The following is a 25695-nucleotide window of genomic DNA, read 5'->3' as shown; positions in this document are numbered from 1 at the left end:
CCCCGACGGCCTGGGTCAGTTGGGGTTGTTGGCGTGGGTCAACGTTTCCCAGGCGACGAAGAGGTTGTTGGTTCCGGCCGGACGTTGTTGCTGCGTGAGGGTCTGCGTGTTGGTCATGACGTTGCCGAGCCGGGTGCTCATCGCGTTGAAGCCGACCTCGGTGATCGGGCCGAGGCCCCGGGTGAGGCTGCCGCCGCAGAGCCAGGAGGGCGGCGCCTCGCCGAGCTGGTAGCGCGAGTGCAGACCGAGCGCGTGCCGCAGCCGCTCACCGACCTGTGGGTACAGGTCCCGTCCCTGGATGCGCGAGGTCTCCGCGACGTGTGAGATGGCGGAGATCCCGTACCCGGTGTGGACGAAGTCGCGGCAGGTCTCCTGGGCGACGCCGGCGACGAAGGTCGACTGGCCGTGCCAGTAGTTGATGATCTCGGACGGGGTGTCCAGGCCGCTGCCGGGCATCGTGTACGGCAGCGCGCCGTCGCTGGGCAGGTAGACGAAGGCGCGGGCGCGGTTGAGGAAGCGGGCGACTGCCGCGTCGTAGACGGCCCGGTCCTCCAGGAAGACCGCGATGCCGATGGTGGCCTCCATCATGGTCAGTTCCCAGTTGCCGTTGCTGCTGGAGCCGTTGCGGACCATCGGCAGGTAGACGTTGCGCAGCATGGTGGAGAACCGGTTGGCGTTCGGCCAGCTCGTGTACGTGTACTTGATGATCTCCGCGGCCCGGGGCCAGACCGAGGCGGCCCAACCGGTCTGCAGTGGGGCGTTGCTGCCGGTGTGCGCGCTGATCGTGGCGGACCACGCGTCCATGATCTGGATCGACTTCTGCGCGTACCGGGCGTCACCGGTGATGTACCAGGCGAGCGCGTCGGTGTACGCGGCGATCGCGTCCTCACGTTCGTCGGTGCAGCCGTTGTTGGGGTTCGAGTAGGAGCCGCACTCGACCACCGCGCGGGGTGCCGGGGTGCGCGACAGGGAGGCGTACCGGCTCCCCATCATCTGGTTGTAGGCCGAGGCCCATGGCTGTGCGCCGGCCTGCACCCGGCCGCGCACGAAGTCGAGCTGGCCCCGGCTGACCAGCACGCCAGGGTGGGTGAATCCACTCGACGGCGGTGGGGTGGTGCCGCCGGTGGGCAGTGCCCAGGTCTGGTTGGCGGTGCCGGTGCAGCTCCAGATCTGCAGCGGAGTGCCGTCTGCGGAGCTGGGACCGGTCGCGTCGAGGCACTTGCCGGAGGTGGGGTTGACCAGTTGCCCGGCGCTCGCGGACCACTGCTGCGCCCCGGTGCCGTTGCAGTCGTAGATCTGCACCCGAGCACCGTTGGCGGTGCCGGCGGCGGCGATGTCGAGGCACTTGCCCAGCGCCCTGATCGTGCCGTCGTCGCCCACCGTCCACTGTTGCGCCGTCGAGCCGTTGCAGGTGTAGAGCTGGACCGCCGTGTTGTTGGCCGGGTTCGCGGCGGCCACGTCGACGCACTTGCCGCCGTACCCGGTGATGGCGCCGGTCGCGGCGGCTGTCGCGGGCGACGTGCCGACGGCCAGCGCCGCCGGTACGGCGAGCACCACCACGGCGAGCGCGGAGGTCAGGCGGATGCGGGGAAGGGCTCCGGCCAGTCGTCGCGTCATCTTGGTGTCCTCCAGGTGCCGCAGCATTTGTAAAGTGTGTTAATTATTACAGCGTCGCTCATCGATATCAATGTCCTGCCATCGCCACCCCACCTCCGTGTGAACGCGACGACCCCCGGCGCGAGCGCGCCGGGGGTCGTTCGAAACAGGGGATCAGCGCAGGCCAGGCACCTCGATCACGATCAGCTCCGTGTCGTCAGGGCGCCCCGGGACACGACCGTCGTTGCCCGGGAAGTTGTTGTCGTTGGCCACCAGCACCCGGTCACCGCCGAGCGGCATCACCGACTCGACCGACTGCAACGGGAACGAGAAGAGCGGGCCGACGCCGTACTCGCCCGGGCGCGCCGGGGTGGAGACGCCCCTCGGGTCGGCCACGCGCATCAGGTCGACCACGGTGCGCCGTGGCAGGTAGCCGTCCGCGCCCACCTCGTCCAGGTCGGTCACGACCAGGCGCTTGACCACCGACTGCTGACCCATGCCGTTGTCCCGCTCGATCAGCAGCAGCCGCCGACCGTCGAGCACCGCCGCGTCGCCGACCAGCAGGGACGGGTCGTCCACCCGGAACGACCAGGTGCGGTTGGTGTAGCGGTTGTGCCGTACGTCGAACTCGTAGACGACCCGGCGGCGCTGGTCCGGGTCGTTGACCTGGGCGCCCTCCAGGATCGGATACAGGGTCCAGCCGTCCTCGCTGACCGCCATCGCCTCGAAACCGTTGCTGGCACGAAGGGTCGGCGTCTCGCCCGGGGCGAGATCCGGCGACTGCGGGGACCTGGTCCCGTCCGGCAGCGGGATCGGCGCCTGCAGCACCTTGCCGGTCTTGTCGGTGCGGACCAGGTACGGGCCGAACTCGTCACCGATCCACAGGTTGCCGCGCGCGTCGCGGGCCAGCGACTCGATGTCGAAGTCCGCGCCGGTCAGCAGACGTTCCCGCGTGTTGCCGTTGACGATCGGGAACGGCACCTTGTGGTCCGGGTCGCGGAAGCTGATGTGCCCCCGAATGGTGACGTCGTGGCTGCGGTAACGCGGCTCGATCTCGTACGCCCGCAGCAGGAAGTCGGCCGAGTTGGTCTTCGCGCCGAAGCCGTTGTCCGGCATCGCGAGCAGCCGCTTGCCGGAGCGGTCACCCGGCTGGGCCGGGATCACCGCGGAGAAGCCGGGAATGGGCTGGCCGGGGAAGGGAGCGGTGATCCCGTTGACCGGGGTCGTGGCGAGCTGGGTGCCGGAGATCGGGCCCGGCTGGTACGCGGTCGCCGAGATCAACGCCCGGTCCCGCAGCGTCACCTCGGGCCGCAGCTTCACCGACAGCGCGTACACCCGGGTGGTCTGGGTGGCGCTGCCGTTGTCGTCGGAGAGGAGGTACAGCTCGCGGCGACCGCCCGGCAGGTCACGGCCGAGCGCGGCGCCCTCGATGTTGTCCAGCAGCGGGTTGGGTTGCGGTTGCTTCGTGGTCGCGCCGGACGGCGGGCAGTCGGCGATGTCGACCAGCAGTTCCTTGCCGAGCCAGGAGCGCGGGTCGGTCGCCGTCGTCAGGGACGGGACGGCGGACACGTCGGGCGCGCCGGTCGCCGAGACCCGGTACACCCGGACGGTGTTGCCCACTCCGGCGGTGAAGCCACGCTCCACGGAGAGCAGTTGGTCGCCGCCGAGCGCGATCAGCTCGACCAGGCCGAGGTTCGGGTCGGTGCGGTACGCGTACTGGGCGGTCGGGGCGTACGCGCCGCCCTCGCGGCCGTCGTACCGGATGATCCGCTGCCGGCCCCGGCCCTCGGCGTCGCGGCCGTCCGCGGCGAGCGGACCCTCCATCCCGGCGTAGAGCACCCGGTGGTCCCCAGTGGTGGCCAGCGCCTCGAAGGTCTGGTTGACCGCGGCGTCGCCGGCCGGGGTGACCTGGAACCGGGCCGGCACCGGCAGCGACGCGATCTCCCGGCCGTCGGAGAGCCGGAACCGGCGGATCGAGGGCTCCCGCTCCGAGCTGGCCAGGACGGTGTCGCCGCCGCGCTCGGCGACGAGCCCCTCACCGTCGAAGTCGGCCCCGGTGTACGGCGTTCCGTCGGGTCGGGTGAGCACGGTGACGTCACGGACACCGACGTCCACGCCGCGCCGGCCGGTGTCCAGGCCCAGCTCGTAGACCCGGGCGGGAGTGGTGCCGATGTTGTCCACCAGCGCCAGAGCGCGCCCGGGGCGGGTGAACGTCAGCGCGGACAGGCCGGCGACGGAGGTGCCCCGGAAGGTGGTCTTGTCGAGCGCGTCGGAGAAGCCGAGCAGCGAGGCGTCCGGCGCGCAGCTCGCGCCCGTACCCGGGTGCCCCGGGGTCGGGTGCGCCGGCGCGCCGAGTGCCGGCGCCGCCGCGAGCAGCGAGATCGCCGCCGCGGCGGACGCGACGGCCCGGGCCCTTCTGGAAGTGGTACGCACATTGCCTCCAGCATCGAGTCGGCGGCCGTTGCCGCCGGGCCGATGCAAGCGCCCGCCGCTCACCACAGTGGAACCCCCACCGGAACGTCGGCTGAACACCCCGTGCACGATCCCGCACGCCGTCACCCGGGGCGCTCAGGGATGCATGGTCGCACCTTTGAGCACCTTGTCCGCCACGTTGCGGGGCGCGTGCAGCGCCAGGCCCACCAGGTCGAGTTTCTCCCGAGTTACCGCCTGCACAGCGGCGCGGTTGTCCCGGTCGTTGCCGGTGGCGAACAGCTCGGCCGTGAAGATCGACAGACGCAGCCCGCGGGCGAGCGCGCGCGAGTGCGCACCGGCCAGCGTTGCCCGATCGCCGACGAAGACCAGCACCGGCTGGCCGAACATCGGCAGGTACCGGGTGCCGTCCGCGTCCCGGTACTCCTCGCCCAGTAGTTCCGGTACGGCGTTGGCGATGCCGCTGACCAGGAATGCGGTGACGTTCAGGCGCTGCCAGCTCACCAGGTCGTCGCGGAGCAGCACGGCGATCTTGGTGGGAAATCGGATCGGTTCGGTCATGGCGTCGAGCCTGCCCGCCTGCCGCCGACCGGTCTTGTACGTTCTTAGCGTGGACACCCGCCCGGCGGGCTCGCACGTCAGCGCCTGGCGACCCGCCGTAGCCGGGGTCGCCGAGGTCTTCCACGCCCATTTCGTGGACCACGCCTACCCCCGGCACATCCACGACGTCTGGACGCTGTTGATCGTCGACGACGGCGCGGTCCGCTTCGACCTCGACCGGCACCGGCACGGAGCGCTGCGTACCTCGGTCACCCTGCTGCCGCCGCACGTGCCGCACGACGGCCGCGCCGCCACCGCCGACGGCTTCCGCAAGCGGGTGCTGTACCTCGACACCTCGGCGCTCGACGCGGAGCTGGTCGGCCGGGCGGTCGACGAGCCGGGCGTGGCCGATCCGCAGTTGCGCGACCGGATCCACCACCTGCACCGGGTGCTCGCCGCACCCGGAGACGAGTTCGAGGCCGAAAGCAGGCTCGCGCTCATTCTCGACCGGCTGCGCCAGCAGGTCGCCCAGCGTGCTCCGGTCAGCGTTGCACCGGCCACCCGTGGTCTCGCGGTCCGACTGCGGGAGCTGCTGGACGCCCGGACCATCGAGGGCGTCACGCTGGGGGAGGCCGCCGCGCTGCTGCACGCCCACCCGACCCACCTGGTCCGGACGTTCACCAACGCGCACGGGGTGCCGCCGCACTCGTACCTGACCGGTCGCCGCGTCGAGCTGGCCCGTCGTCTGCTCCTCGCCGGGCAGCGGCCCGCCGAGGTCGCGGTCGCGGCCGGCTTCTTCGACCAGGCGCACCTGACCCGCCACTTCCGGCGGTACCTGGGCGTCAGCCCAGCCCGCTACCTCGGCGCGCCCAACGCAGGGATCAGACCCGACGGCGGAATTCAGCCGTAGCTTCCCGTCGCTCTGCGACCCGGGCGCGAACCACGCGCTTCTGCCGACGAAGCCGGAGGCGAGCGGAATCGCGAGCTGTCGACGCAGCGCGTCGGGTTTCGTGCTCGCGTGTTCATGTCACGTTCCGGTGGGGGTACCGGCGTGGCGGGCGGCGGCCGCCAGGCTGCAATGCGTAGCGCGACGACGACCGCTCGTTCCCCGTCGAAGGAAAAACCGTGGACCTGAATCTCATGATCTTTATTGGTGGTGCAGTCGTGTTCGGCGGCGCCGTTGCCTACCTGGTTCTGCTGCGCGAGCGCGGCGCACAACGGGCTGCTCTGGCCGCCGCGGGTGTGGCGGCTGCCCTCGCCGCGAGCTTCCTGCTCATGCTCCTGCTCGCCAGGCTCGCGTTGCCGGCAGCGCTGGCGTTCGTCGCCCTCTTCAGCGGCGCTGTCACCTATTTCGTCTTCCGTCGCGAGCTCGGTGCCCGGTGGGCGGTCCTGCTCGCCGCAGGCGCGACGATGGTGATCACCGCGAGTGCCCTGTTCGTGGTCTACCTCGCCGTGATCGCCTTCATCGTCGCCATCGGCGTGTACCTCCTGCTGCGTATCCGTCTTCGGCTCGCCCCAGCGTTGGTCCTGATGGGCGGCACGCTCGGCGGTCTGCTCGCGACCTCCGCCGGAGCCTTCTGGATCAGCCTGACCTACATGTGACGGTGGGTTCCTGCGGAGCGGTCAGACGAGCTGGCCTCCGATGACGGAGAGCAGCCGCAGTTTGTCGTCGCTCTCAGAGCCGGGGATGGCGGTGAAGACCAGCAGCGTCTGGGACTCGTCCGGGTCCACCAGCGTCTGGCAGTGCAGCTCCATCGGCCCCACCTCGGGGTGCAGGAAGTGCTTCGGCGGGCAGTAGCCGCCGGGCACCGGGTGCTCCTGCCACAGGCGGGTGAACTCCGGGCTCTTGGCGAGCAGGTCGTCGACGAGCGTCGCCGCCCGCGAGCCCCGGCCGTCCCGGGTGTACGCGGCGTGCAGGTGCGCGACGAGGAGCCGGCTCTGCGTCTCGTGGTCCTCCACGGGGTGCAGCTGTCGTGCCTCCGGGTCGGTGAACCAGCGGTAGTGCGCGCTGCGCGCCAGCCCGGTGTGCCGGGTCTCGTCGCCGAGTAGGGCGACGGCCGGCGCGGTCTGTGCCAGGGTCTCGCCGAGGTGGTTCACCACCTGGGCGGGAGTGTCGTGCATCCGGTCGAGAATGCGCATCATCCCGGGGTTGACGTGGTCGGCCCGGACGGCGCGGTGTGGGACGGCGTGACCGGCGAGCTGGAACAGGTGGTCCCGTTCGGCCAGGGAGAGCCGCAGGCCGCGGGCCAGGGCGGCGAGCATCTGCTCGGAGGGGTGCGGCCCCCGCTGCTGCTCCAACCGGCTGTAGTAATCGGTGGACATTCCGCTCAACCCGGCGACTTCCTCGCGTCGCAGCCCACCGGTGCGTCGGCGCTGCCCCCGGGGCAGACCGACGTCCTCGGGCTGGAGCGCCTCGCGGCGAGTGCGCAGGAAACTGGCGAGTTGGGCGCGGTCCACGGTGTCTCCGATCACTGCGTGCCGGCAGGAGCCGGCCTGTTCAGTGCAACAGGCGAGCCCGGGGACGGTGTTCCGCCTGCCCCAAGATCGCACGGGATCCTGGGGCAGGCGGGCCCGCTGGGCAAGGGGGCGGGCGGGATACCCCGACTACACGAAACCCGAGTCGATCATCACCTACGGACGAGGTCGCTGAGAACACGAGCCGGGCGGGCCGGTTCGGTCAGCGCTGGATGGACTTGGTCTCCAGGAACTCCTCCAGGCCGAAGCGGCCGAACTCGCGACCGTTGCCGGACTGCTTGTAGCCGCCGAAGGGCGCGAGAGGGTTCCAGTGGCCGGCGTTCACGTCGACCTGTCCCACGCGCAACCGCCGGGCGACCGCCAGAGCGTGTTCCGGCTCACCGAAGACACCGCTGGTCAGGCCGTACAGCGTGCTGTTGGCGATGGTCACGGCCTCCTCCTCGTCGGCGTACGGGATGATCGTCAGGACCGGGCCGAAGATCTCCTCCTGGGCGATCGCGGATTTCGGGTCGACGTCGGCGAAGATCGTCGGCTGGACGTAGGCCCCGACGGTCAGGCCCTCGGGCCGCTCCGGGCCGCCGAACACGAGCCGGGCGCCGTCGGCGATGCCCCGCTCGATGTACCCGACGACCTTCTGCCGGTGGGCCTCGGACGCCATCGGGCCGATCCGGGTGGCCTCGTCGGTCGGGTCACCGACGGTGTACTGCTTCGCGGCCTCGACGGCCAACGCCACGACCTCGTCCTGACGGGCGGCGGGCACCAGCATCCGTGGCCACGCGCCGCAGACCTGACCGCCGTTGCTGAACGCCATCATGAGGCCCCGCTCGACCGCGGTGGGCAGGTCGGCGTCGTCCAGGATGATGTTCGCGCCCTTGCCGCCCAGTTCCAGCGCGACCCGCTTGACGGTCGCCGCAGCCACCGAGGAGATGCGCTGCCCGGCCCGGGTGGAGCCGGTGAACGAGATCATGTCGATGTCCGGGTGGGCGGAGATCGCCTCGCCGACGGTCGCGCCGGTGCCGTAGACGACGTTGAACACACCCGCCGGTACGCCGGCCTCGGCGGCGACCTCGGCGAGGATGCGCGCGGTCAGCGGGGCGTTCTCGGACGGCTTGAAGACCACCGTGTCGCCGGCGAGCAGGGCTGGCGCCAGCTTGGAGACGATCTGCTGAAGCGGGAAGTTCCACGGCGTGATCGCGCCGACCACGCCGATCGGCTCGCGGACGATCAGTGAGTTGCCGACCTCCTCGGTCCAGGCGAAGTCGTCGGCCAGGCCGGCGACGGACTCGACCACCGCGGCCGGGAACGCGACCTGGGCGGTGCGGGACATACCGATCGGAGAGCCCATCTCGGCGGTGATCGCCTGGGCGATCTCCTCCGTACGGGCGGCGAGGCCGGCGCCGAGGCGACGCAGCACGTCCGCCCGGTGCTGCGGCGTGGTCGCCGCCCAGGCGGGGAAGGCTGCCCGGGCCGCGGCGACGGCGTGGTCGACGTCGGCGGCGGTGCCGGCCGGGGTTTCGGCGACGACCTCGCCGGTGGCCGGGTTGACGACGGGAAGGGTGCCGGCGGAGCCGGTGACGGTCTCGCCACCGATCCAGTGGCCGGCGACGGAGTGGGTGGAAGGTGTCATGCACCGACCGTCACACCGTGCCGGAACCGCAACCAGGTGCGGTTTATCCAGGGTTCCGCGATCCCTGGCTGGGGCCCGGCCCCCTCAGAGCGCGAGGACGATCCGGCCGGCGGTGCTGCCGCCGTCCTGCCGGGCCCAGGCGTCCGCTATGGCGTCGAACGGCACGATCTCGTGGTCGACGGTGAGCCGGCCGGCCGCCGCGTGCCCGGCCACCACGGTCAGCGCGGCGGCCCGCTCGGCGGTCGACAACCCGTTGTTGGTGTAGCCGATCATTCGCAGTGCTCCGCTGCGCAGCACGGCGGACTCGATGGGTGCTGTCGCGCCGGCCGCGCTGCCCAGGTTGACCAGTTGCCCACCCGGGCGCAGCACCCGCAGCGCCGCCGCCGCCGGGACACCGAAGACCGGGTCGACAACGAGGTCGACCGGCCCGTCGGCGGCGTGGCGCAGCCGGTCGGCCATCGACGCGACGTCGTCGTCGGGGAGCAACGGGACGGCGACGGCGGCGCCGAACTCCTCGGCGCGGGCCCGTGCCGCGGCGGACCGGGCCACCGCGATGACGCGCCGGGCGCCGCCGAGCAGGGCGAGCTGGACAGCGGCCTGACCGACCACACCTCCGGCCCCGAGCACGATGACCTGGTCGCCAGCCGCCAGCCCGCCGGCGTGGGTCAGCGCCGCGTGCGCGGCGACGGCGGACAGTCCCAGGGCCGCGAGCAGGGTCAGCGGTACGCCGGTCGGCAACGTCACCACGTCGACGGTCGGCACGGTGACCGTGGTCGCCATGCTGCCGTCGACACCGGGGCGCATGCCGGCCGACGTGCCGAACCAGACGGGCCTGCCGTCGGCGAGCCGACCGACCCCCTGCACACCTGGCACGTACGGGGTGCTCGGCGGACCGAAGTAGCTGGTGCCGCTGGCGCAGAGCACGTCCAGCGGGGTGATCGGCACGGCCTCGACGGTGACCGCCACCTCGTCGTCGGAGGGCACGGGCGCCGGCCGCTCGGCGATCGTCGGTGCGGCGCCGCAGGTGGTGAGCACTGCCGCGCGGATCACGTCGCGATGTCCGGGTAGGGCATCGAGAAGTGGGCCAACCGCGCCCCGTAGGACTTCTGGTATTCCAGCGGCTCGCTGTTGTCCCGCTCGAAGAGGGCGATGAAGAGGGTCAGGGTGAGGAACGGGTGCGCGCCCAGCTCGAAGAGCTTCACGTGGTCGTGGCTGGCCAACGCCTCGCGCTCCACGTCGTCGAAGCGCAGCCAGGTGCTCGCCTCGCCGGTGTGGCAGTTCAGCACCGTGTTGGCGCACTCGGCTTCCCACCAGGCGACCAGCTCGCGTGGCTCGCTGCGGTAGCGCTCGACCAGCTCCGGGTCCCGGTCGACCATGAAGAGGAACTTGTTCAGCAGATACCTGCTCATGCCGGCGCTCCGTTCGGGTACCAGGTGAAGTACGCCTCCATGGTGTGGAACAGATCGAGGGTGTCGACGTAGTCGGCCTTCGCGCCGGCACCGGCCACGCCCATCATCAGCATGAAGTCCATGAAGCCGTGGGTGGCGTTGCCCGGCGAGTGCAGGCTGTCCAGGGTGACCTCGCGCAGGCACTCGTCCAGGTCGCCGTTGGCGATCCACTCGACGGCCCGCCTGTCGAACTCCGGGTCCGGGCCGTGCGGGCCGAACTGCCGGGGGCCGCCCAGCTCCAGCGAGAGGTGGCCGGTGCCGATGACGGCCACCCGCAGGTGCGACGGCCACGACGCGACGATGTCCCGGATGCTCTGGCCGAGCTGGACGAAGCGCTTCGGCTGCGGCAGCGGCGGCGCGAAGATGTTCGTGTAGATCGGCACGATCGGCAGGTCGGCCTCGGGCCGCAGCGTGATGATCGGGCAGGTGATGCTGTGGTCGATGCGCAGCTCGTTGCTGAACGCGAGATCGAAGCCGGCGTCGAGCCCGGCCCGCAGGATGTGCCCGGACAGGTCCTCCTGGCCCTTGAGCAGCATCCGGGGCAGCCCGAACTCGCGCTCCTCGTTGTACCAGTTGGCGTCGTAGAAGGGCGCCTTGCCGACCAGGAACTGCGGCATGTTGTCCAGCCAGAGCTGGTGGAAGTGGTCGGAGCCGACCATCACCAGCACGTCGGGTCGGGCCCGGGTCAACGTTTCCCGGAACGCCAGGATCTTGCGGGTCCACTCGTCGGCGAACGGTGGTCGATCCTCGTCGGTGGCCGTGCTGGCCCGGTAGTAGAAGGGGTGGTGGGTGGAGGCGATGACCGCGACGATGGAGGCCATTCCCACTCCTTTCGGGGGTGGAAGCGGGGGATCAGGGCTCGTAGACGGCGTTGCGGTCGACGGTGCGGTAGACGTCCATGCCGAGCGGTCGTCGTCGCTCCTCGGCGAGGTGCCCGAGCAGCCCCGCCGCGCGGGCCAGCAGGGCGAAACCGCGCAACATCTCGACCGGGAGCCCGAGGTCGGCGAGGGCCGCACCGCAGACTCCGGCACCGTTGAGCGGCAGGGTACGGCCGAGCACCTGCGGGTGTACGCGTCCGATCGCCTCGAACAGCCGTAGGTGCGGGCCGTGCAGGCCCTCCTCGGTGGCGATCCGGATCAACACGGGGGTGCGCGGGTCCTGCTGCTTGTGCACGGGGTGTCCGAGCCCGGGGACCAGCCGACGCTCCTGCCTGGCCCGGGTGACCGCGTCGAGCGCCACCGCGTCGTAGTCGGTCACCTCGCCGGCCTGGGTGAGCGTGTCGGCGAGGAAGCGTCCACAGTCCTCGGTGACACCGAGGAAGCGGGAACCGCCGCCGAGCAGGCCGGCGGCGAGCGCACCCTGCAACGACTCGGGCGCGGACAGGTACGTCAGTCGGGCGGCGATCGCCGTCGGGGTGAAGCCGTGGTCGGCGAGGGCCACCAGTACCGCCTCGAAGACCCGTACCTCGCCCGGGGTGGGTCGGCGGCCGGCGACCAGCCAGTACGCCAGCTCGCCGAAGCCCACAGTGCCCATCAGGTCGGCGGCCAGGTCCTGCCCGAGCAGGGAGATGGTGGTCGGGTCGGAGGTGCCGATCCCGGTGGGGAAGCTCAGTTCGTCAGCCACGCGCGGATCTCCTCGCCGTGTTCGTCGAGCCCCGGCGGCGGCAGCTCGTACCGGGCCGGGGTGTCGGAGAAGGTGATCGGGTTGCGGACACCGGGCACGTCGCCGACGGTGACGACAGGGGCGAGCCCCAGCTCCTCGGCGAGCGCCACACCACCGTCGATGGTGTTGATCGGCGCGCACGGAACGCCGGCGGCGAGCAGGTCCCGGAACCACTCGCCCTTGGTCCGCTTGGCGAGGCGTTCGACAAGCAGGGGCCGCAACTGTTCGCGGTTGGCCGTGCGGTCCTGGTTGCGGCCGAAGCGCCCGTCGTCCGGCAGGTCGGGCAGGTCGAGCACCTGGCAGAGCTTGCGGAACTGCCCGTCGTTGCCGGCGATGACGATCAGCTCGCCGTCGGCCGTGGGCAGTGGCTCGTACGGGAAGAGGCTGGGGTGCGCGTTGCCCATCCGGAACGGGACGGTGCCGCCGGCGACGTAGCCGCTGGAGTGGTTGACCAACCCGGACAGCGCCGAGCTGAGCAGGTTGACCTCGACGTGCTGGCCTCGTCCGGTCTCGCCACGGTGGTGCAGCGCGGCGAGGATGCCGATGCTGGCGTGCAGTCCGGCCATCACGTCGAAGACGGAGATCCCGGCCCGGTACGGCGAGCCGTCCGGGTCGCCGGTGAGGCTCATCAGGCCCGAGATGGCCTGCACCATGAGGTCGTAGCCGGGGAAGTCCCTACCGGCGCCGGTGCCGAAGCCGCTGATGCTCGCGTACACGATCTTCTCGTTGTTCGCGGTGACGGTGTCGTAGTCGAGGCCGAACCGGGCGAGGCCACCGGGCCGGAAGTTCTCGATCAGCACGTCGGCGCGGCGGGCCAGCTCCTGCGCGGCGGCCAGATCGTCGGCCTTTTTGAGGTCCAGGGCGATCGACCGCTTGTTGCGGTTGATGCCGAGGTAGTACGTCGAGACCCCGTCGCGGGTGGGCGGCATCCAGGTGCGGGTGTCGTCGCCACCGGGGCTCTCCACTTTGATCACCTGGGCGCCCAGGTCGGCCAGGAGCATCGTCGCGTACGGCCCGGCGAGGATCCGGGAGAAGTCCGCGACGAGAAGACCGGCCAGTGGGCCTGTCGAATGCTGCACCATGTTTCCGCCCGTTCTGCGGACACCTGTCCGCCGAGACAGCTTGCGACACCACTGGACGTGTGTCAACGGTGCATTAATCGAGCGGAAACATGCCCTTGACATGAAATCGTGACCGGGACCACACTTGCGCCACTCGGGCTGGCCGCACAGCGGACAACAGTCCGGAGTCCCCTCGTACTCCGAAAGGAATGGGTGGCGAATGAGCGCAACCGACCGGCCGGCGGTCTTCCGTAACGGCCTGGTTCTCACCATGGACGACGCACACACGGTGCTGCCCGGCGCCGACGTGCTGGTCATCGGCGGCCGGATCGCGCAGGTCGGCGTCGGCCTCACCGCACCCGACGACGCCCTGGAGATCGACGCCACCGACGGCATCCTCATGCCCGGCATGGTCGACACCCACCGGCACCTGTGGCAGACCGCCATGCGCGGGTACGGCGCCGACTGGACCCTGACCCAGTACTTCGTCTGGTACTACCTCGAATCCGGCAAACTGTTCCGACCCGAGGACGTCTACGCCGGCAACCTGCTCGGCGCGATCGAGGCGGTCGACGCCGGCGTCACCACCACTGTCGACTGGTCGCACGGGTTGCAGACACCCGAGCACGCCGACGCCGCCGTGGACGCCCTGGAGGCGGTCGACGGGCGGTTCGTGCTCGCCTACGGCAACATCCAGCAGGGGCCGTGGGAGTGGGCCACCTCGCCGGAGTTCCGCGACTTCCACCGCCGCCGGATCGACGGTGGCAGGCTGGCCGGCTTCCAGCTGGCGTTCGACGTCACCGGCGACCCCGCCTTTCCGGAGCGGGCCGCGTTCGAGATGGCCCGGGAACTGGGCGCCGCGGTGACCACCCACGCGGGCGTGTGGGGCGCCACCAACGACGACGGCATCCGACTGATGCACGAGAACGGGTTCATGACCCCGTCGACCGTGTACGTGCACGCGGCGACGCTCACCCAGGACTCGTACAACCGGATCGCCGCGACCGGCGGCTCGGTCTCCGTCTCGACCGAGAGTGAGCAGAGCGCCGGCCAGGGTTACCCACCCACCTGGCAGTTGCGCCACCACGACATCCCGGTGTCGCTGTCGATGGACACCAGCGTGTGGTGGAGCGGCGACCTCTTCTCCGCGATGCGGACCACGCTCGGCGCGGACCGCTCCCGGGAGCACCTGGAGGCGCACGCCAAGCAGGAGACCATCACCCACTGCCACCTGCGCGCCGAGCAGGTCGTCGAGTGGGCCACCCGGGGCGGCGCCCGTGCGCTGGGCATGGACGCCACGATCGGCGCCCTCACCCCGGGCCGGCAGGCCGACGTCGTCCTGATCAAGAACGACGCCTCGCCGGCGATGTTCCCGATCCTGAACCCGCACGGTCACGTCGTCTTCCAGGCCCAGCGTGCCGACGTGCACACCGTGCTGGTGGGTGGCCGGGTCGTGAAGCGGGACGGCCGCCTCGTCGGCGTCGACCTCGCCGCCGCGCGGGCCAGGGTGGCGTCGACCATCGACCACCTGCGCGAGACGATGGGGGAGGAGGCGTGGCAGCGGGGCATGAACCCGGACATCCCCGAGACCGCCATCCTGGAGAACCCGTACCAGTACACCGAGTGGGACGCCGGGTCGGCGCAATGGAAGCATTGAGGAATGAGTGACAACGGAAGGGGCGCCGGGCCCGACTTCATCGAGGCCCTCGCGCGTGGCCTCGACGTCCTGCGCTCCTTCCGTCCCGCCTGCCCCTCGATGACGCTCAGCGAGATCGCCGCCGCCACCGGCCTCGCCCGCCCCACCGTCCGGCGCATCCTCATCACGCTCGAATCGCTGGGCTACGTCCGCGCGGCCGGCCGCGGCCACACCCTCACCCCGCGCGTCCTGGAGCTGGGGATGGCGTACGTCAACGCGCTGAACATGTGGGACGTGGCCCGGCCGCACATGGAGAAGCTCGTCGCGCAGACCAACGAGTCGACCTCGATGGCGCAGCTCGACGGCAGCGACATCGTCTACGTCGCCCGGGTGGCCGTCCCCAAGATCGTGACCCTGGGCGTCACCATCGGCACCCGCTTCCCGGCCCCCGCGACGTCGATGGGCAAGGTGCTGCTCGCGGCCCTCCCACCGGACACGCTGGAGACCGTCCTCGCCGAGCCCAGCCGATCCGGCATCACGCCGCGCTGGCAGCCAGCGCCGGGCGAACTCGACGCCGTGCTGCGCGAGGTCCGGGCCAAGGGCTGGGCGCTCGCCGACCAGGACCTGGCTCCAGGAATCCGGTCCGTCGCCACCGGCGTACGCGACGGCGACGGGCGGGTCGTCGCCGCCATCAACGTGACCGTGCACGCCGCCGAGACCTCGCTGGAGACCCTGCGCGAGGAGCACCTTCCGAGGTTGCTGCGCGCTGCCGCCGACATCGGGCACGACTGGGCGCTCACCGCCGCCGTGCCGGTGGTCACCGCCTGAGGCGTGTCCCGCCGAGGGCATCCCGCTACCGAGCCGCCTGGTCCTCATCGCCGCCATCGTCTGGCTCCGATGACCGGCACCGCAGGCGCTAATCCAGCCTCCTGCCGAGGGAGAGGCCGGCGTTGGTGTAGCCGTGCCGACCGTAGAAGCGCACCGCATCGACGTTGCGGTGGTGGATGCCGGCCGACAGGTACAAGATCCCCCGGCCGGTTGCCCACCGTGCGGCCGCCCGCAACAACGCTGATCCCACCCCAAGTCCCCTGGCGTCGGGCGCTACCACTGTGTGCACCTGCGCCGAAGGCCCAGGACGCAGGATCTGATGCTCCGGCGGATCGGAGTGCAGTAACACCTCGATCATCCCGAGCACCCGGCCGTCATCAGCCTCAGCGACGAGAACACCATCTCGACCCGCCTCGTCGGTCAGCATGGCCACGAAGTGGCGAACCACCGCCTCGCGCCGGGGAACGCGGTAGGTGTCGGCGTCAAGAGCGAGGTGCGCCTCGGCGTTGGCCAGACGCAACTCCACCAATGAAGGGACATCCGCCGAATTCGCTGGCCGAACCGTTAGCTGAGTGTCCTGCATCATCCCGATCCTAAGGTCGACACAGCCACCCTGGCGCCCTGACCATGATCGGCAGGACGAGGCCTGGACGAGCAAGACCTCGCGCCGACGGATCGTCCGGGGCAACGCCGACGCCGACCGGATGTCATAGTGCCGCGATGAAGGCAGACCTGCACAGCTACTTGAAGGGCGGCCGCGAGTCGCTGCTGTGGAAGCTCGACGGGCTCGGCGAATACGACATTCGGCGTCCGTTGACCCCGACCGCGACCAACCTGCTCGGTCTGGTGAAGCACTCGGCGGCCATGGAGATCCTCTACTTCGGCGTCGTGTTCGGCCGACCGTTCGAGCAGGAGTTGCCGTACCTCGGAGACGGGGCGGAGACCAATGCCGACATGTGGGCGAGCGCTGATGAGACCCGCGAGGAGATCGTCGCACTGTACCGTCGCGCCATCGCCCACGCCGACGCCACCATCGAAGCCCTTGCGCTGCATGAGGTCGGCCGCGTGCCGTGGTGGGGCGATGCGGCGGTCACGTTGCACCACGTCCTGGTCCATGTCATCGCGGAAACCCAACGGCACGCCGGCCACGCCGACATCGTGCGCGAACTCATCGACGGCACGGCCGGGCTGCTGCCCATGAACGACAACCTGCCCCCCGTGGACGAGTCATGGTGGCTGGACCACCGCCAGCGAGTGGAGCAGGCTGCCGTCGACGCCAGCAAGCGCAGCAACTAGCTCTCTGCCGGTCGGGGCAGCCAGATCGCCGGCTTGCCGTCTGGGCCGGGCTCGCCGCGCGGTCTGGCTCCGCGAACGGTTACGCCTCACCATCCCGGCCGCCCGCCGCCTCGTCGACCTCGCCGCCGTCCTGGACACCGGCAACCCTGGGGTACGCCACGCACTGGCCGATGGCCACATCACCGTCGACCAGGCCCGGGTCGTCGCCGACACGGTCGACAGCGTGCAGACCGTCGCCGGTCCCGAGGCCGCTGACAAAGCCCTCGGAGTGCTCACCGACTGGGCCGGGCAGTTCGATCCCACCCTCCTACGCAAACTCAGCACCCGCATCCTCGACCACGTCGCACCCGACATCGCCGACGCCGCTGCCAAAGCCGCCCTGGACGCCGAAGCTCGCCGTGCCACCCGCGACCGCCACCTCACCCTCTCCACCCTCACCGACGGTCGCCTGCGACTCTGCGGCATCCTCGACACCGAGACCGCCGGGTTGCTCCGTGCCGCCATCGACCCGCTCGGCGCACCCTCGGGCCCTGACGACCAGCGCTCTCCCGGGCAACGCCGGCACGACGCCCTCGGCGACGTGTGCCGCCTCGCCCTACGCGCCGGCGAGTTGCCCGAGCACGGCGGAGATCTCGCCCAGATCGTCGTCACCACCAGCTACGACGGGTTGACCCGGCAACTGGGCGGCGGCACCCTCGACACGGGCCTGCACCTCACCCCCGAGGCCGTGCGCCACCTCGCCTGCGACGCCGCCATCCTCCCCGCCGTCCTCAGCGGAGCCGGCCAACCACTCGACCTCGGCCGACAACGCCGCCTCATCACCGGCCCGCTGCGACGTGCCCTGGTGCTGCGGGACCGGGGCTGCGCCTTCCCGGGCTGCGACCGACCACCGCGCTGGTGCGACGCCCACCACATCAAGCACTGGGCCGACGGCGGCGACACCAGCCTCGACAACGCCGTGCTGCTCTGCGGCCACCATCACCGGCACCTGCACCACAGCGACTGGGCCGTGCGACTGGCAGGCGACGGCCACCCCGAGTTCGTGCCACCGGCCTGGCTCGACCCCGACCAGATCCCCCGCCGCAACCACTACCACCGACGAACGTGAGCACCACCAGCACACAACGAGCACCCCGGTCAGCAGGCCGAACGGGTGGCCAGCCCAGCACGCCCCGATCCCGCGCGGCCACCGACGCGAAGAGAGGCGCACTGCCAGGGTCCGGCATGCCCCCACTCCCGCTCCGCTACCGGCGCGGAATGAGGGCCTGGTGCACAGGGTCGGGCGCGGTTTCGCGGGCTGATCGCCACCCCGACGTCCGGCCACAGTCGCAGGGCCGATCGGATGCGACGCCCGGGCGACCGTTAATCCGGCGGCGAACTGTCGCATCCGACCGATACTCTTCCTGCGCGCGTCGTCGTCCTGGTACGACGCGCCCCGCGCCTGGTCGGCGCGGCATCGCCGCCACCGCCCACCATTGGCCGGCTCAATCGACTTCAGGAGAGTTTGTGACACAGCAATCCGTCGCGACATCGGACAAACTCGACGCCGCGGTGCTCAAGGTGGCCGGCGTCGTCGTCCTTGGCGCGATCATGTCGATCCTCGACGTGACGGTGGTCAGCGTGGCGCTGCCCACATTCATGACCGAGTTCGACGCGTCCTACGCCCGAGTCGCGTGGACCATGACCGCGTACACCCTCGCCCTGGCCACCGTGATTCCGCTCAGCGGGTGGGCGGCGGACCGGTTCGGCACCAAACGGCTCTACATGGTGGCGTTGGCTCTGTTCACGATCGGGTCGGGGCTCTGCGCCATGGCCGACACGATCGGCGAGCTGATCGGCTACCGCGTGCTGCAGGGCCTCGGCGGCGGCATGCTCATGCCGCTGGGCATGACCATCATGACCCGTGCGGCGGGGCCGCACCGGATCGGCCGACTGATGGCCGTCCTCGGCATCCCGATGCTGCTCGGCCCGATCGGCGGCCCGATCCTCGGCGGCTGGTTGATCGACACCGCGAGCTGGCACTGGATCTTCCTGATCAACCTGCCGATCGGCGTGATCGCCCTGATCTACGCGCAGCTCGCGCTGCCGAAGGACGCGCCCGAGCCGTCCGAGTCGTTCGACTTCGTCGGCATGCTCATGCTCTCGCCGGGTCTCGCCCTCTTCCTCTACGGCGTCTCGTCCCTGCCGGAGACCGGCACGTTCGCCGAGGCGAAGGTCTGGGCCCCGATGCTGGTCGGCGGCGCGCTGGTGGTGGCGTTCGTGCTCTACTCGTTCAAGCCCCGACACCCGCTGCTCGACCTACGGCTGTTCCGCAACCGCAGCCTGAGCATCGCGTCGGTGACGATGTTCGTGTTCATCATCGCGTTCATGGGCGCCGGTCTGCTGTTCCCGAGCTACTTCCTGCAGGTGCGCGGTGAGTCGACGCTGGCCGCCGGTCTGCTGATGGCCCCGCAGGGCATCGGCGCGATGATCACCATGCCGATCGCGGGCACGCTCGCCGACCGGGTGCCGATCGGGCGTACCGTCCCGTTCGCGCTGGGTCTCATCGTCGTCGGGTTCTTCGGCTTCACCCAGGTCGACCCGCAGACCTCGTACTGGCTGCTCGGTGGGTCGCTGTTCGTGATGGGTCTGGGCATGGGCGGCACGATGATGCCGATCATGACGTCGGCGTTGCGGACGTTGCAGGCGCAGGAGGTGGCCCGCGGCTCCACGCTGGTCAATATCCTCCAACAGATCGGCGGCTCGGTCGGCGCCGCCGTGATGTCGGTGATCCTCACCAACGAGCTGAACGGCTCCCGGCAGATCCCCGGCCTGGTCGACGAGAGCGGCAAGCCGGTCACCGAGGCCGGGCTGGCCATCGCCTCCCAGCAGCGGCCGGAGCTGCTTCAGCAGATGCCGGTGGACCCGTCGCTCATCGAGCGCGGGCTCGACTTCGCCGCCAAGTCGTTCGCCACCACGTTCTGGGTCGCGTTCGCGCTGGTCGTGCTCACGTTCATCCCGGCCGCACTGCTGCCGCGCCGACGTCAGCCGGCGCAGCTCGACGACCCGCAGGGCGAGTTGGTCAAGACGCCCGTCGTCATCCACTGACCGACCCCGCCGCGGGCGGCGCCCGGGGTGGTGCCGAGCGCGGGGGGTACGGCGTCAGCGCAACGGGCCGTCGCCGGGCCCGTCCGGGTCCTCGATCACGTGGATCGCGGCTTCCTCCGCGCTGGCGGCACCCGCGTCGATGCCGGCGTCCCACGCCACCGACTCGGCCTCGTCGTCCTCGCGGACCCCGTCGTCGTACGCGACGAGACGACCAGCGCGCGCCTCGGCCTCGTACCCACGGCGGGTCAGCTCGTCCTCGTCGTCGCCGTCCTCGGCGTACGGGTCGACGTCCGGCACCTCCTGGGCGAGGTGCTGCGCCAAGGACTCGCCCGCCCGCTCCTCGGCCGGCGTGGTGCCGAACCGGTTCGCCGCCGTCCAGTGGTCCTCGGCGACGATGCCGGTGTCGAGGGGGTCGCCGACCAGGTCGTCGTCCAGGGTGTCGGAGGCGTCCAGGACCCCGTCATCCTCGGCGACGTTCCACTCGTCGACGGAATCCATCCGTTCGGTCTGGCTCACGGCGGTCTCCTCTTCGTCAGGGTGCAGCAGGCGCTCAGCCTATGACCGTGCAACGCGCCCGCACCCCGAGGCCTGCCCGGTGTGACGGACGGCCCTCGGGGTGGGCGGGTGCCGCGGTGGATCAGCGCTTCAGCAGCTCCGCCACGGCGTCGGTGAACTCCACCGGCTGCTCGATGTGCGCGAAGTGCCCGCTGCGCTCCAGCATGACCAGCCGTGAGTCCTTGAGACCCGCGTGCAACTGCTCGGCCCAGCGCGGGCCGCAGATGAAGTCGTACGCCCCGACGATCACCACGACGGGCACGGTGATCTCACCTAGGTTGTCCCGCACGTCGAAGGGCGTGGGGTCCTGCGCGCCCGCCGGCGCCGCCGAGATCCGTACCGCGGCCTGGAACGGGGCGAACTCGTCCTGTCGACCCCAGAAGTCCGCGAAGTACACCGGAAGTGCGGCGCGCAGGGCGGCACCCAACGACTCGTCGTCCGTCGCGCCGCCGATCCGCCCGAAGGCAGCCGGAACCGCCGCCGCCTCCGGCCGGTCCGGGTGCCGCTGCGGGTACGCGGCCAGACCGGCCATCGCCTCGGCCCAGAACTCGGCGCCGGTGACGGGTGAGGTGTCGTACAGGGCGAGGCCGGCGACCCGGTCCGGGTGGGCGAGGGCGTAGCGCTGGACGACGAAACCGCCGTGCGAGTGCCCGAGGAGGTACACCCGGGGTACGTCGAGGTGTTCGACCACCGCGTCCAGGAACCGGACATACGTGTCGAGACGGTAGTCGCCGGCGTCGTCGAGTCGTCCCGACGCGCCGGTGCCCACCGGCTCGACGTACACCATGGTGAAGTGCTCTTCGAGGCTGGGCGTCCGCAGGTAGGCCCAGTCGATGCCGGGGCCGCCGGAGTGCGCCACGCACACCGGGCCGGTGCCGGCGACGTGGTAGACCTGCCGGACGCCATCCACGGTGAACGTGTGGGCACCGGGCGCCAGGGCGCTGACGTCGTGGCTGGTGGAACCCATGAACTATCTCCCCATTCGAGACCCGCGCGGCGTCCGCCGACACGGCAACTGGTGCATGATGCGGACCAGATGCGCGGGTCGAGGGGAAAGTTCGCTCGGTCGGAGAAGTTCTTCAGACCAGCGCGGGGACGGGGTGGAAGAGGGTGAGTTGGCGCACCCGCCCCTCGCGCAGCACCTGCAACCACAACGCCGCAGGCGGACAGTGCTCCGGGTCGTCGGGTGGGCTGATCAGGTCGGTCTCCCAGATCAGCACGTCGCCGCTGGCCACGACGTTGCGCAGCCGCTGACGTACCCCGGCCGTCAGGTCGCAGTTCATGCCTTCGACGGCCAGGTCACGGCCGCCGCGCAGGCCACCTGGCACGATCATCTCAGCGTCCGGCCACCAGCTCTCGCGGACCACCCGCTCGAAGTCGCCGCCCATCGCCGTGCTGATCATGTCGCGGCCCTCCCGCCACCGCGAGTCGTTCCAGGCGGCGACGTCCGTGTGCGCCGCGTTCGCCGCCGTCCGCAGGCCGCCGGCGAGCGCACGGCGGGCGTGGCTGAGGCGGCTGCGGACAGTGCCGACCGGAATGCCACAGACGGCCGCGATCTGCTCGTACGACGACGCGTCGCTGAAGTACCGCAGCAGGGTGACCAACCGGTCAGGCTCGGACAACTGCCCGATGGCGTGCCACACCCAGTCGCGCATCGCGCCCTGCTCCAGGGCTTCCTCCGGCGTGGGTGTGTCGGCGGGGCGGGCGAACCACTCCGGATCGGCGACCGGGACGGCTCTGGGCACGCGCAACGCCATCCGGCTGTTGTTGCGGACGACGGCCCGCAACCAGGGGCCGACGGCGCTCGGGTCGCGGAGCTCGCCGATGCGACGCAACGCCACCACCATCGCGTCCTGCACCGCGTCCTCGGCGTCCGGCCCGTAACCGAGGATGCTCACCGCGACGGCCCGCATCCCGGCCTCGTGCCGGGCCAGCAGCGCACCGAGTGCAGCCGCGTCTCCCGCCTGCGCGAGCACGACCAGCTCCCCGTCGCTCTGCGTCACGCCCAGTTCCTCCCCGAAACGCCTGTTCTAAACGCTTCTGCTCCATCAAGCGTACGGCGGGCCGGCGCGCCGATGCCCCGGGCTGGTCGGCCGTCCTACGCTGCGGACGGGCTGGCGGCGCGGGTCGCCCGGGTGCCGATCTGCCGCAGGTGCGCGATCAACTCCGGAGGCTCGTGCACCTCGACGTCGCAACCGAGGGTCAGCAGACGCCACGCCAGCCACTCCAGAGTGTCGGCGTTGCTGCGTAACCGGCACGAGGTCGCGTCGATCGGCTCCAGATCGACGCCGGCGCCACCGAGCGGGCCCGCCATCCGCTCGATCGGCGCGTGCAGCGTCACCACCGCCCGGTAGACGGGCGTCAGCTCAAGCAGCTTCTCCGTCATGAACGAGGCGGCGTCGGACGCCGGCAGTTGCCGGGCGGCGACCCGGGTCCGGGTCAGCCGCAGGTCGGTGATCCGGTCGACCCGGAAGATCCGCCAGTCGTCGCGGCCGTTGTCGTAGCCCACCAGATACCAGCGCCGACCCGCCGACACCAGCTTGTACGGCTCGACGAGCCGTTCGGTGTCCACGCCGTCGCGACGGCGGTAGGTGAACCGCAGCTGCTCACGATTGTTGACAGCGGCGGCCAGCGCGCTCAGGTGCTCCGGGTCGACCGTCGGTTGGTCCCAGGTGAGCAACGGTTCGGTGGCCGCCCCCAGCGCGCTGACGCGGTGCCGCAACCGGGATGGCAGCACCTGTTCGAGCTTCGCCAGCGCCCGTACCGAGGCCTCCTCGATGCCGGCCACCGCGTGACCGGCGGCGGTGCGCAGACCGACAGCGATCGCCACCGCCTCGTCGTCGTCGAGCAGCAGCGGCGGCATCGCCTTGCCGGCGACCAGACGGTATCCGCCGATCGCGCCCATCGTCGCCTGCACCGGGTAGCCGAGGTCGCGCAACCGCTCCACGTCGCGGCGGATGGTGCGCAGGCTGACGCCGAGCCGGTTGGCCAACTCGCTGCCGGGCCACTCGCGGGGCGTCTGCAACAGCGACAGCAGGCGCAGCAGTCGGGCGGGGGTGTCGGACATGGCTCCAGAATGCCAGCGATGTGTGCCAGGACCTGTCCTATATGGGTCGTAGCGTTCCCGGTATGACGCCATTTCGCATCGACATCCCGCAGGCGGACCTCGACGACCTGCGTGACCGCCTCTCCCGCACCCGGTGGCCCCGCTCGTTGCCCGGCACCGACTGGAGCCGTGGGGTGCCGGTGGAGTACCTGCGCGAGTTGACCGAGTACTGGGCGAATGGTTACGACTGGCGGGCCCACGAGGCGTGTCTGAACGACTTCCCCCAGCTCGTCACCGAGATCGACGGCTTGGACGTGCACCTGCTGCACGTCCGCTCGCCGGAGCCGGCCGCGCTGCCGTTGCTGCTGACGCACGGCTGGCCGAACTCCGTGGTCGAGTTCACCGAGCTGATCGGCCCGCTGACCGACCCCCGCGCGTACGGCGAGGATCCCGCGCAGGCCTTTCACGTGGTGGTGCCGTCGGTGCCCGGCTACGGTTTCTCGCAGGCGCCACCGACCGGGTTCACGATCGACCGGCTCGCCCGGATGTGGGTCGAGCTGATGGCCCGCCTCGGCTACCACCGTTACGGCACCCAGGGCGGCGACCTCGGTGCGTACGTCGCGCCACGAGTGGCCGCGGTGGCGCCGGAGCAGGTGGTGGGCGTGCACATCGACGGCGGGTTCGGCTTTCCGACCGCCTCCGACGTGCCGGACATGAGCGCGGCGGAACGCGTCGAGTGGGAGCAGATGCAGCAGTGGATGAGCGGTGGCGTCGACCATCACGCGCTGCTGCGGGCAGCGCCGCAGACCTTCTCGTACGCCTGGAACGACTCGCCGGTCGGGTTGCTGGCCTGGATGATGCAGAAGTTCAAGGAGTTCACCATGACGGTGCCGACGCCGGAGCAGGCCATCGACCGGGACCACCTGCTCACCAATGTGAGCCTCTACTGGTTCACCGGCACGTCGGGAACGTCGTCGTGGCCCATGTACGAGCGACTCACCATCGCCGACGACGGCGGTTTCGCCTGGCCCATGGGCCAGCGGCGGGTGCCGTCCGGTGTGTACGGCGGCGGGTCCGCGCTGATGCGCCGCCTCGCCGAGCGGGACAACACCATCGTCCACTGGCCGCAGGGCAACCCGGGCAGCCACTTCGTGGCGATGGACGAGCCGCTGGCGCACGCGGCGGACATCCGCGCGTTCTTCAGGGACCTGCGATGACCGAGTTGAGCTGGGCTCAGGTGTCCGCCAGACGGCTTGCCCGGCACCGGCTCTCCCCGTCGGCGGCGGGCGCGGCACCGGATGCCGGGCGCGTCGCCGACGTGGCGTCGGCGATCTGCGGCGCGCACGCCCAGATCGCGTCGGCCGCCGAGCTGTCCATCGGGCTGCGGGTGCCGGGAGCGACCCGCGACCTGGTGCGCCGAGCACTGTGGACGGAACGCACCCTGGTGAAGACCCGTGGGCCACGTGGGACGGTGCACCTGCTCGCCGCAGCGGACCTGCCGATGTGGGTCGGCGCACTGACCGCGTTGCCTGCGCCGTCATCGGAGCGGAGCGCGGTCCTGCTGACGCCCCGGCAGACCGAGCAGGTTCTCGCGGCCATCGCCGAAGCGGTCGCCGAGGCCGACCTGACGACCGCCGAGCTGACCGAGGAGGTCGTCGCCCGCACCGGCCCGTGGGCGGGCGACCTGGTCATGGAGGCGTTCCAGGACAAATGGCCCCGGTGGATGGCCGCGATGACCGCCGCCTCCCGGGGCGGAGTGATCTGCTTCGGGCCGAATCGCGGTCGGGCCAGCACGTACACCAGCCCGACCCGGTGGCTGCCCGACTTCACGCCGATGCCCGGTCCCGCCGCCCAGGACGCCCTCGTCCGCAGCTACCTGCACGGGTACGGGCCGGCCACTCCGACGCAGTTCGCCCGGTGGTTGGCGGTGCCCCCGGCATGGGCGACGTCGCTGTTCGACTCGCTGGACCTGACCGAGGTGACGGTGGAGGGCAGCCGGGCCTGGGTGGCCTCCGACGACGCCGAGTTCCCCGACGACCGGCCGTCCGGGTTGCGGCTGCTGCCGTACTTCGACGCGTACGCGGTCGGCTGCCACCCCCGCGAGCGGCTCTTCCCCGGTGCCGCCGCCGAGCGGGCGCTCGCCGGTGGCCAGGCCGGCAACTATCCGGTGCTGCTGGTGGACGGGGTGGTCGCCGGTGTGTGGCACCAACGCCGCTCGGGCCGCGCGATCCACGTCACCGTCGAGCCGCTGCGGACGCTGAGCGCCGCCCGGCAGCGGGCGTTGGGCGAGGAGGTCGAACGGGTCGGCGAGATCCTGGAGGGCAGGGCGTCGCTGACCATCGGCACCGTCAGCGTCGGTCCGCACGCCTGAGACCACGTCGGCCCACTTCCTGGGCCAGGATGAGGGC

Annotated in this window: 24 protein-coding genes; 9 read left to right on the top strand and 15 right to left on the bottom strand. The window is 71.1% G+C overall.

The annotated features are described in order from the left end of the window. Positions 1-15 precede the first annotated feature (15 nt). The 3 genes from ABGB10_RS00665 to ABGB10_RS00655 all read right to left on the bottom strand — a co-directional run bounded on the left by ABGB10_RS00665 (position 16) and on the right by ABGB10_RS00655 (position 4587). Positions 16-1644: a ricin-type beta-trefoil lectin domain protein gene (locus ABGB10_RS00665; protein ID WP_347658831.1), complete on the bottom strand. Its 1629-nt coding sequence runs from the start codon at positions 1642-1644 to the stop codon at positions 16-18. Positions 1645-1770: 126 nt separating this feature from the next. Then, positions 1771-4029, bottom strand: a complete 2259-nt coding sequence (locus ABGB10_RS00660) for an esterase-like activity of phytase family protein (protein WP_347658830.1) — start codon at positions 4027-4029, stop codon at positions 1771-1773. A 135-nt stretch (positions 4030-4164) separates the two neighbouring features. Next, entirely contained in the window at positions 4165-4587 is a 423-nt protein-coding gene (locus ABGB10_RS00655; protein WP_347658829.1) for a DUF2000 domain-containing protein, read from the bottom strand. Between the two features lie 49 nt (positions 4588-4636). Between ABGB10_RS00655 and ABGB10_RS00650 the strand changes: the two genes are divergently transcribed. Both ABGB10_RS00650 and ABGB10_RS00645 read left to right on the top strand, forming a co-directional pair. After that, on the top strand, positions 4637-5476 hold the full coding sequence (locus ABGB10_RS00650; protein WP_347658828.1) for an AraC family transcriptional regulator: 840 nt from the start codon (positions 4637-4639) through the stop codon (positions 5474-5476). Positions 5477-5691: 215 nt separating this feature from the next. Further along, the gene (locus ABGB10_RS00645) at positions 5692-6168 is read left to right on the top strand and encodes a hypothetical protein (RefSeq protein ID WP_347658827.1); all 477 of its coding nucleotides are present in this window, start codon (positions 5692-5694) and stop codon (positions 6166-6168) included. Positions 6169-6189: 21 nt separating this feature from the next. Here the strand turns inward: ABGB10_RS00645 and ABGB10_RS00640 are convergent, their stop codons facing one another. The 7 genes from ABGB10_RS00640 to ABGB10_RS00610 all read right to left on the bottom strand — a co-directional run bounded on the left by ABGB10_RS00640 (position 6190) and on the right by ABGB10_RS00610 (position 12860). Continuing rightward, on the bottom strand, positions 6190-7023 hold the full coding sequence (locus ABGB10_RS00640; protein WP_347658826.1) for a helix-turn-helix transcriptional regulator: 834 nt from the start codon (positions 7021-7023) through the stop codon (positions 6190-6192). Positions 7024-7243: 220 nt separating this feature from the next. Next, on the bottom strand, positions 7244-8668 hold the full coding sequence (locus ABGB10_RS00635; protein ID WP_347658825.1) for an aldehyde dehydrogenase family protein: 1425 nt from the start codon (positions 8666-8668) through the stop codon (positions 7244-7246). Positions 8669-8752: 84 nt separating this feature from the next. Beyond that, the gene (locus ABGB10_RS00630) at positions 8753-9718 is read right to left on the bottom strand and encodes a zinc-binding alcohol dehydrogenase family protein (RefSeq protein WP_347658824.1); all 966 of its coding nucleotides are present in this window, start codon (positions 9716-9718) and stop codon (positions 8753-8755) included. Beyond that, positions 9715-10077 (bottom strand): hypothetical protein, encoded by a 363-nt coding sequence (locus tag ABGB10_RS00625; RefSeq protein ID WP_347658823.1) that lies wholly within the window; start codon positions 10075-10077, stop codon positions 9715-9717. The genes ABGB10_RS00630 and ABGB10_RS00625 overlap by 4 nt, the downstream gene beginning before the upstream one ends. Beyond that, a complete protein-coding gene (locus ABGB10_RS00620) occupies positions 10074-10937 on the bottom strand; it encodes an extradiol ring-cleavage dioxygenase (RefSeq protein WP_347658822.1) in 864 nt (287 codons plus the stop codon). The genes ABGB10_RS00625 and ABGB10_RS00620 overlap by 4 nt, the downstream gene beginning before the upstream one ends. Positions 10938-10968: 31 nt before the next feature. After that, complete coding sequence (locus tag ABGB10_RS00615) at positions 10969-11739, bottom strand: citryl-CoA lyase (protein ID WP_347658821.1); 771 nt, start codon at positions 11737-11739, stop codon at positions 10969-10971. Next, positions 11724-12860, bottom strand: coding sequence for a CoA transferase (locus ABGB10_RS00610; protein ID WP_347658820.1), 1137 nt, complete (start codon positions 12858-12860; stop codon positions 11724-11726). Before ABGB10_RS00610 ends, ABGB10_RS00615 begins: the two co-directional genes overlap by 16 nt. Positions 12861-13059: 199 nt before the next feature. On the opposite strand from ABGB10_RS00610, the gene ABGB10_RS00605 reads away from it, so the two are divergent. Continuing rightward, positions 13060-14496, top strand: a complete 1437-nt coding sequence (locus tag ABGB10_RS00605; protein ID WP_347658819.1) for an amidohydrolase family protein — start codon at positions 13060-13062, stop codon at positions 14494-14496. A 3-nt stretch (positions 14497-14499) separates the two neighbouring features. After that, the gene (locus ABGB10_RS00600) at positions 14500-15303 is read left to right on the top strand and encodes an IclR family transcriptional regulator C-terminal domain-containing protein (RefSeq protein ID WP_347658818.1); all 804 of its coding nucleotides are present in this window, start codon (positions 14500-14502) and stop codon (positions 15301-15303) included. An 88-nt stretch (positions 15304-15391) separates the two neighbouring features. Here the strand turns inward: ABGB10_RS00600 and ABGB10_RS00595 are convergent, their stop codons facing one another. Then, the gene (locus ABGB10_RS00595; RefSeq protein ID WP_347658817.1) at positions 15392-15886 is read right to left on the bottom strand and encodes a GNAT family N-acetyltransferase; all 495 of its coding nucleotides are present in this window, start codon (positions 15884-15886) and stop codon (positions 15392-15394) included. Between the two features lie 137 nt (positions 15887-16023). On the opposite strand from ABGB10_RS00595, the gene ABGB10_RS00590 reads away from it, so the two are divergent. The 3 genes from ABGB10_RS00590 (at position 16024) to ABGB10_RS00580 (ending at position 19686) form a co-directional block, all read left to right on the top strand. Next, positions 16024-16599 (top strand): DinB family protein, encoded by a 576-nt coding sequence (locus ABGB10_RS00590; RefSeq protein WP_347658816.1) that lies wholly within the window; start codon positions 16024-16026, stop codon positions 16597-16599. Then, positions 16568-17707 carry a DUF222 domain-containing protein gene (locus ABGB10_RS00585; protein WP_347659224.1) on the top strand — a complete coding sequence of 380 codons (1140 nt, stop codon included), beginning with the start codon at positions 16568-16570 and terminating at the stop codon, positions 17705-17707. Before ABGB10_RS00590 ends, ABGB10_RS00585 begins: the two co-directional genes overlap by 32 nt. A gap of 398 nt (positions 17708-18105) precedes the next feature. Beyond that, a complete protein-coding gene (locus tag ABGB10_RS00580; protein WP_347658815.1) occupies positions 18106-19686 on the top strand; it encodes a DHA2 family efflux MFS transporter permease subunit in 1581 nt (526 codons plus the stop codon). Positions 19687-19740: 54 nt separating this feature from the next. Here ABGB10_RS00580 and ABGB10_RS00575 read toward each other — a convergent pair whose 3' ends face one another. The 4 genes from ABGB10_RS00575 to ABGB10_RS00560 form a co-directional block, all read right to left on the bottom strand. Next, complete coding sequence (locus tag ABGB10_RS00575; RefSeq protein WP_347658814.1) at positions 19741-20202, bottom strand: DUF5709 domain-containing protein; 462 nt, start codon at positions 20200-20202, stop codon at positions 19741-19743. A 121-nt stretch (positions 20203-20323) separates the two neighbouring features. Beyond that, positions 20324-21208, bottom strand: coding sequence for an alpha/beta hydrolase (locus tag ABGB10_RS00570; RefSeq protein ID WP_347658813.1), 885 nt, complete (start codon positions 21206-21208; stop codon positions 20324-20326). 112 nt (positions 21209-21320) lie between these two features. After that, positions 21321-22244 carry a sigma-70 family RNA polymerase sigma factor gene (locus ABGB10_RS00565; RefSeq protein WP_347658812.1) on the bottom strand — a complete coding sequence of 308 codons (924 nt, stop codon included), beginning with the start codon at positions 22242-22244 and terminating at the stop codon, positions 21321-21323. A gap of 95 nt (positions 22245-22339) precedes the next feature. Next, positions 22340-23308 (bottom strand): YafY family protein, encoded by a 969-nt coding sequence (locus ABGB10_RS00560; protein WP_347658811.1) that lies wholly within the window; start codon positions 23306-23308, stop codon positions 22340-22342. A 62-nt stretch (positions 23309-23370) separates the two neighbouring features. Here ABGB10_RS00560 and ABGB10_RS00555 point away from each other — a divergent pair, with 62 nt between their 5' ends. Both ABGB10_RS00555 and ABGB10_RS00550 read left to right on the top strand, forming a co-directional pair. Beyond that, positions 23371-24504, top strand: coding sequence for an epoxide hydrolase (locus ABGB10_RS00555; RefSeq protein WP_347658810.1), 1134 nt, complete (start codon positions 23371-23373; stop codon positions 24502-24504). Continuing rightward, positions 24501-25658, top strand: a complete 1158-nt coding sequence (locus tag ABGB10_RS00550) for a winged helix DNA-binding domain-containing protein (protein WP_347658809.1) — start codon at positions 24501-24503, stop codon at positions 25656-25658. The genes ABGB10_RS00555 and ABGB10_RS00550 overlap by 4 nt, the downstream gene beginning before the upstream one ends. Positions 25659-25695: the final 37 nt, after the last annotated feature.

This window comes from Micromonospora sp. B9E7, from assembly GCF_039871815.1.
Taxonomy (GTDB): domain Bacteria; phylum Actinomycetota; class Actinomycetes; order Mycobacteriales; family Micromonosporaceae; genus Micromonospora.
This window is presented reverse-complemented; position numbering and strand designations above follow the sequence as displayed.

Bases quoted from the DNA above. Each gene is read 5' to 3' on its own strand.
- ABGB10_RS00550 (WP_347658809.1), top strand. From the start codon at position 24,501: ATGACCGAGTTGAGCTGGGCTCAGGTGTCCGCCAGACGGCTTGCCCGG.
- ABGB10_RS00655 (WP_347658829.1), bottom strand. From the start codon at position 4,587: ATGACCGAACCGATCCGATTTCCCACCAAGATCGCCGTGCTGCTCCGC.
- ABGB10_RS00625 (WP_347658823.1), bottom strand. From the start codon at position 10,077: ATGAGCAGGTATCTGCTGAACAAGTTCCTCTTCATGGTCGACCGGGAC.
- ABGB10_RS00590 (WP_347658816.1), top strand. From the start codon at position 16,024: ATGAAGGCAGACCTGCACAGCTACTTGAAGGGCGGCCGCGAGTCGCTG.
- ABGB10_RS00600 (WP_347658818.1), top strand. From the start codon at position 14,500: ATGAGTGACAACGGAAGGGGCGCCGGGCCCGACTTCATCGAGGCCCTC.
- ABGB10_RS00620 (WP_347658822.1), bottom strand. From the start codon at position 10,937: ATGGCCTCCATCGTCGCGGTCATCGCCTCCACCCACCACCCCTTCTAC.
- ABGB10_RS00555 (WP_347658810.1), top strand. From the start codon at position 23,371: ATGACGCCATTTCGCATCGACATCCCGCAGGCGGACCTCGACGACCTG.
- ABGB10_RS00595 (WP_347658817.1), bottom strand. From the start codon at position 15,886: ATGCAGGACACTCAGCTAACGGTTCGGCCAGCGAATTCGGCGGATGTC.
- ABGB10_RS00570 (WP_347658813.1), bottom strand. From the start codon at position 21,208: ATGGGTTCCACCAGCCACGACGTCAGCGCCCTGGCGCCCGGTGCCCAC.
- ABGB10_RS00605 (WP_347658819.1), top strand. From the start codon at position 13,060: ATGAGCGCAACCGACCGGCCGGCGGTCTTCCGTAACGGCCTGGTTCTC.
- ABGB10_RS00610 (WP_347658820.1), bottom strand. From the start codon at position 12,860: ATGGTGCAGCATTCGACAGGCCCACTGGCCGGTCTTCTCGTCGCGGAC.
- ABGB10_RS00560 (WP_347658811.1), bottom strand. From the start codon at position 23,308: ATGTCCGACACCCCCGCCCGACTGCTGCGCCTGCTGTCGCTGTTGCAG.
- ABGB10_RS00635 (WP_347658825.1), bottom strand. From the start codon at position 8,668: ATGACACCTTCCACCCACTCCGTCGCCGGCCACTGGATCGGTGGCGAG.
- ABGB10_RS00665 (WP_347658831.1), bottom strand. From the start codon at position 1,644: ATGCTGCGGCACCTGGAGGACACCAAGATGACGCGACGACTGGCCGGA.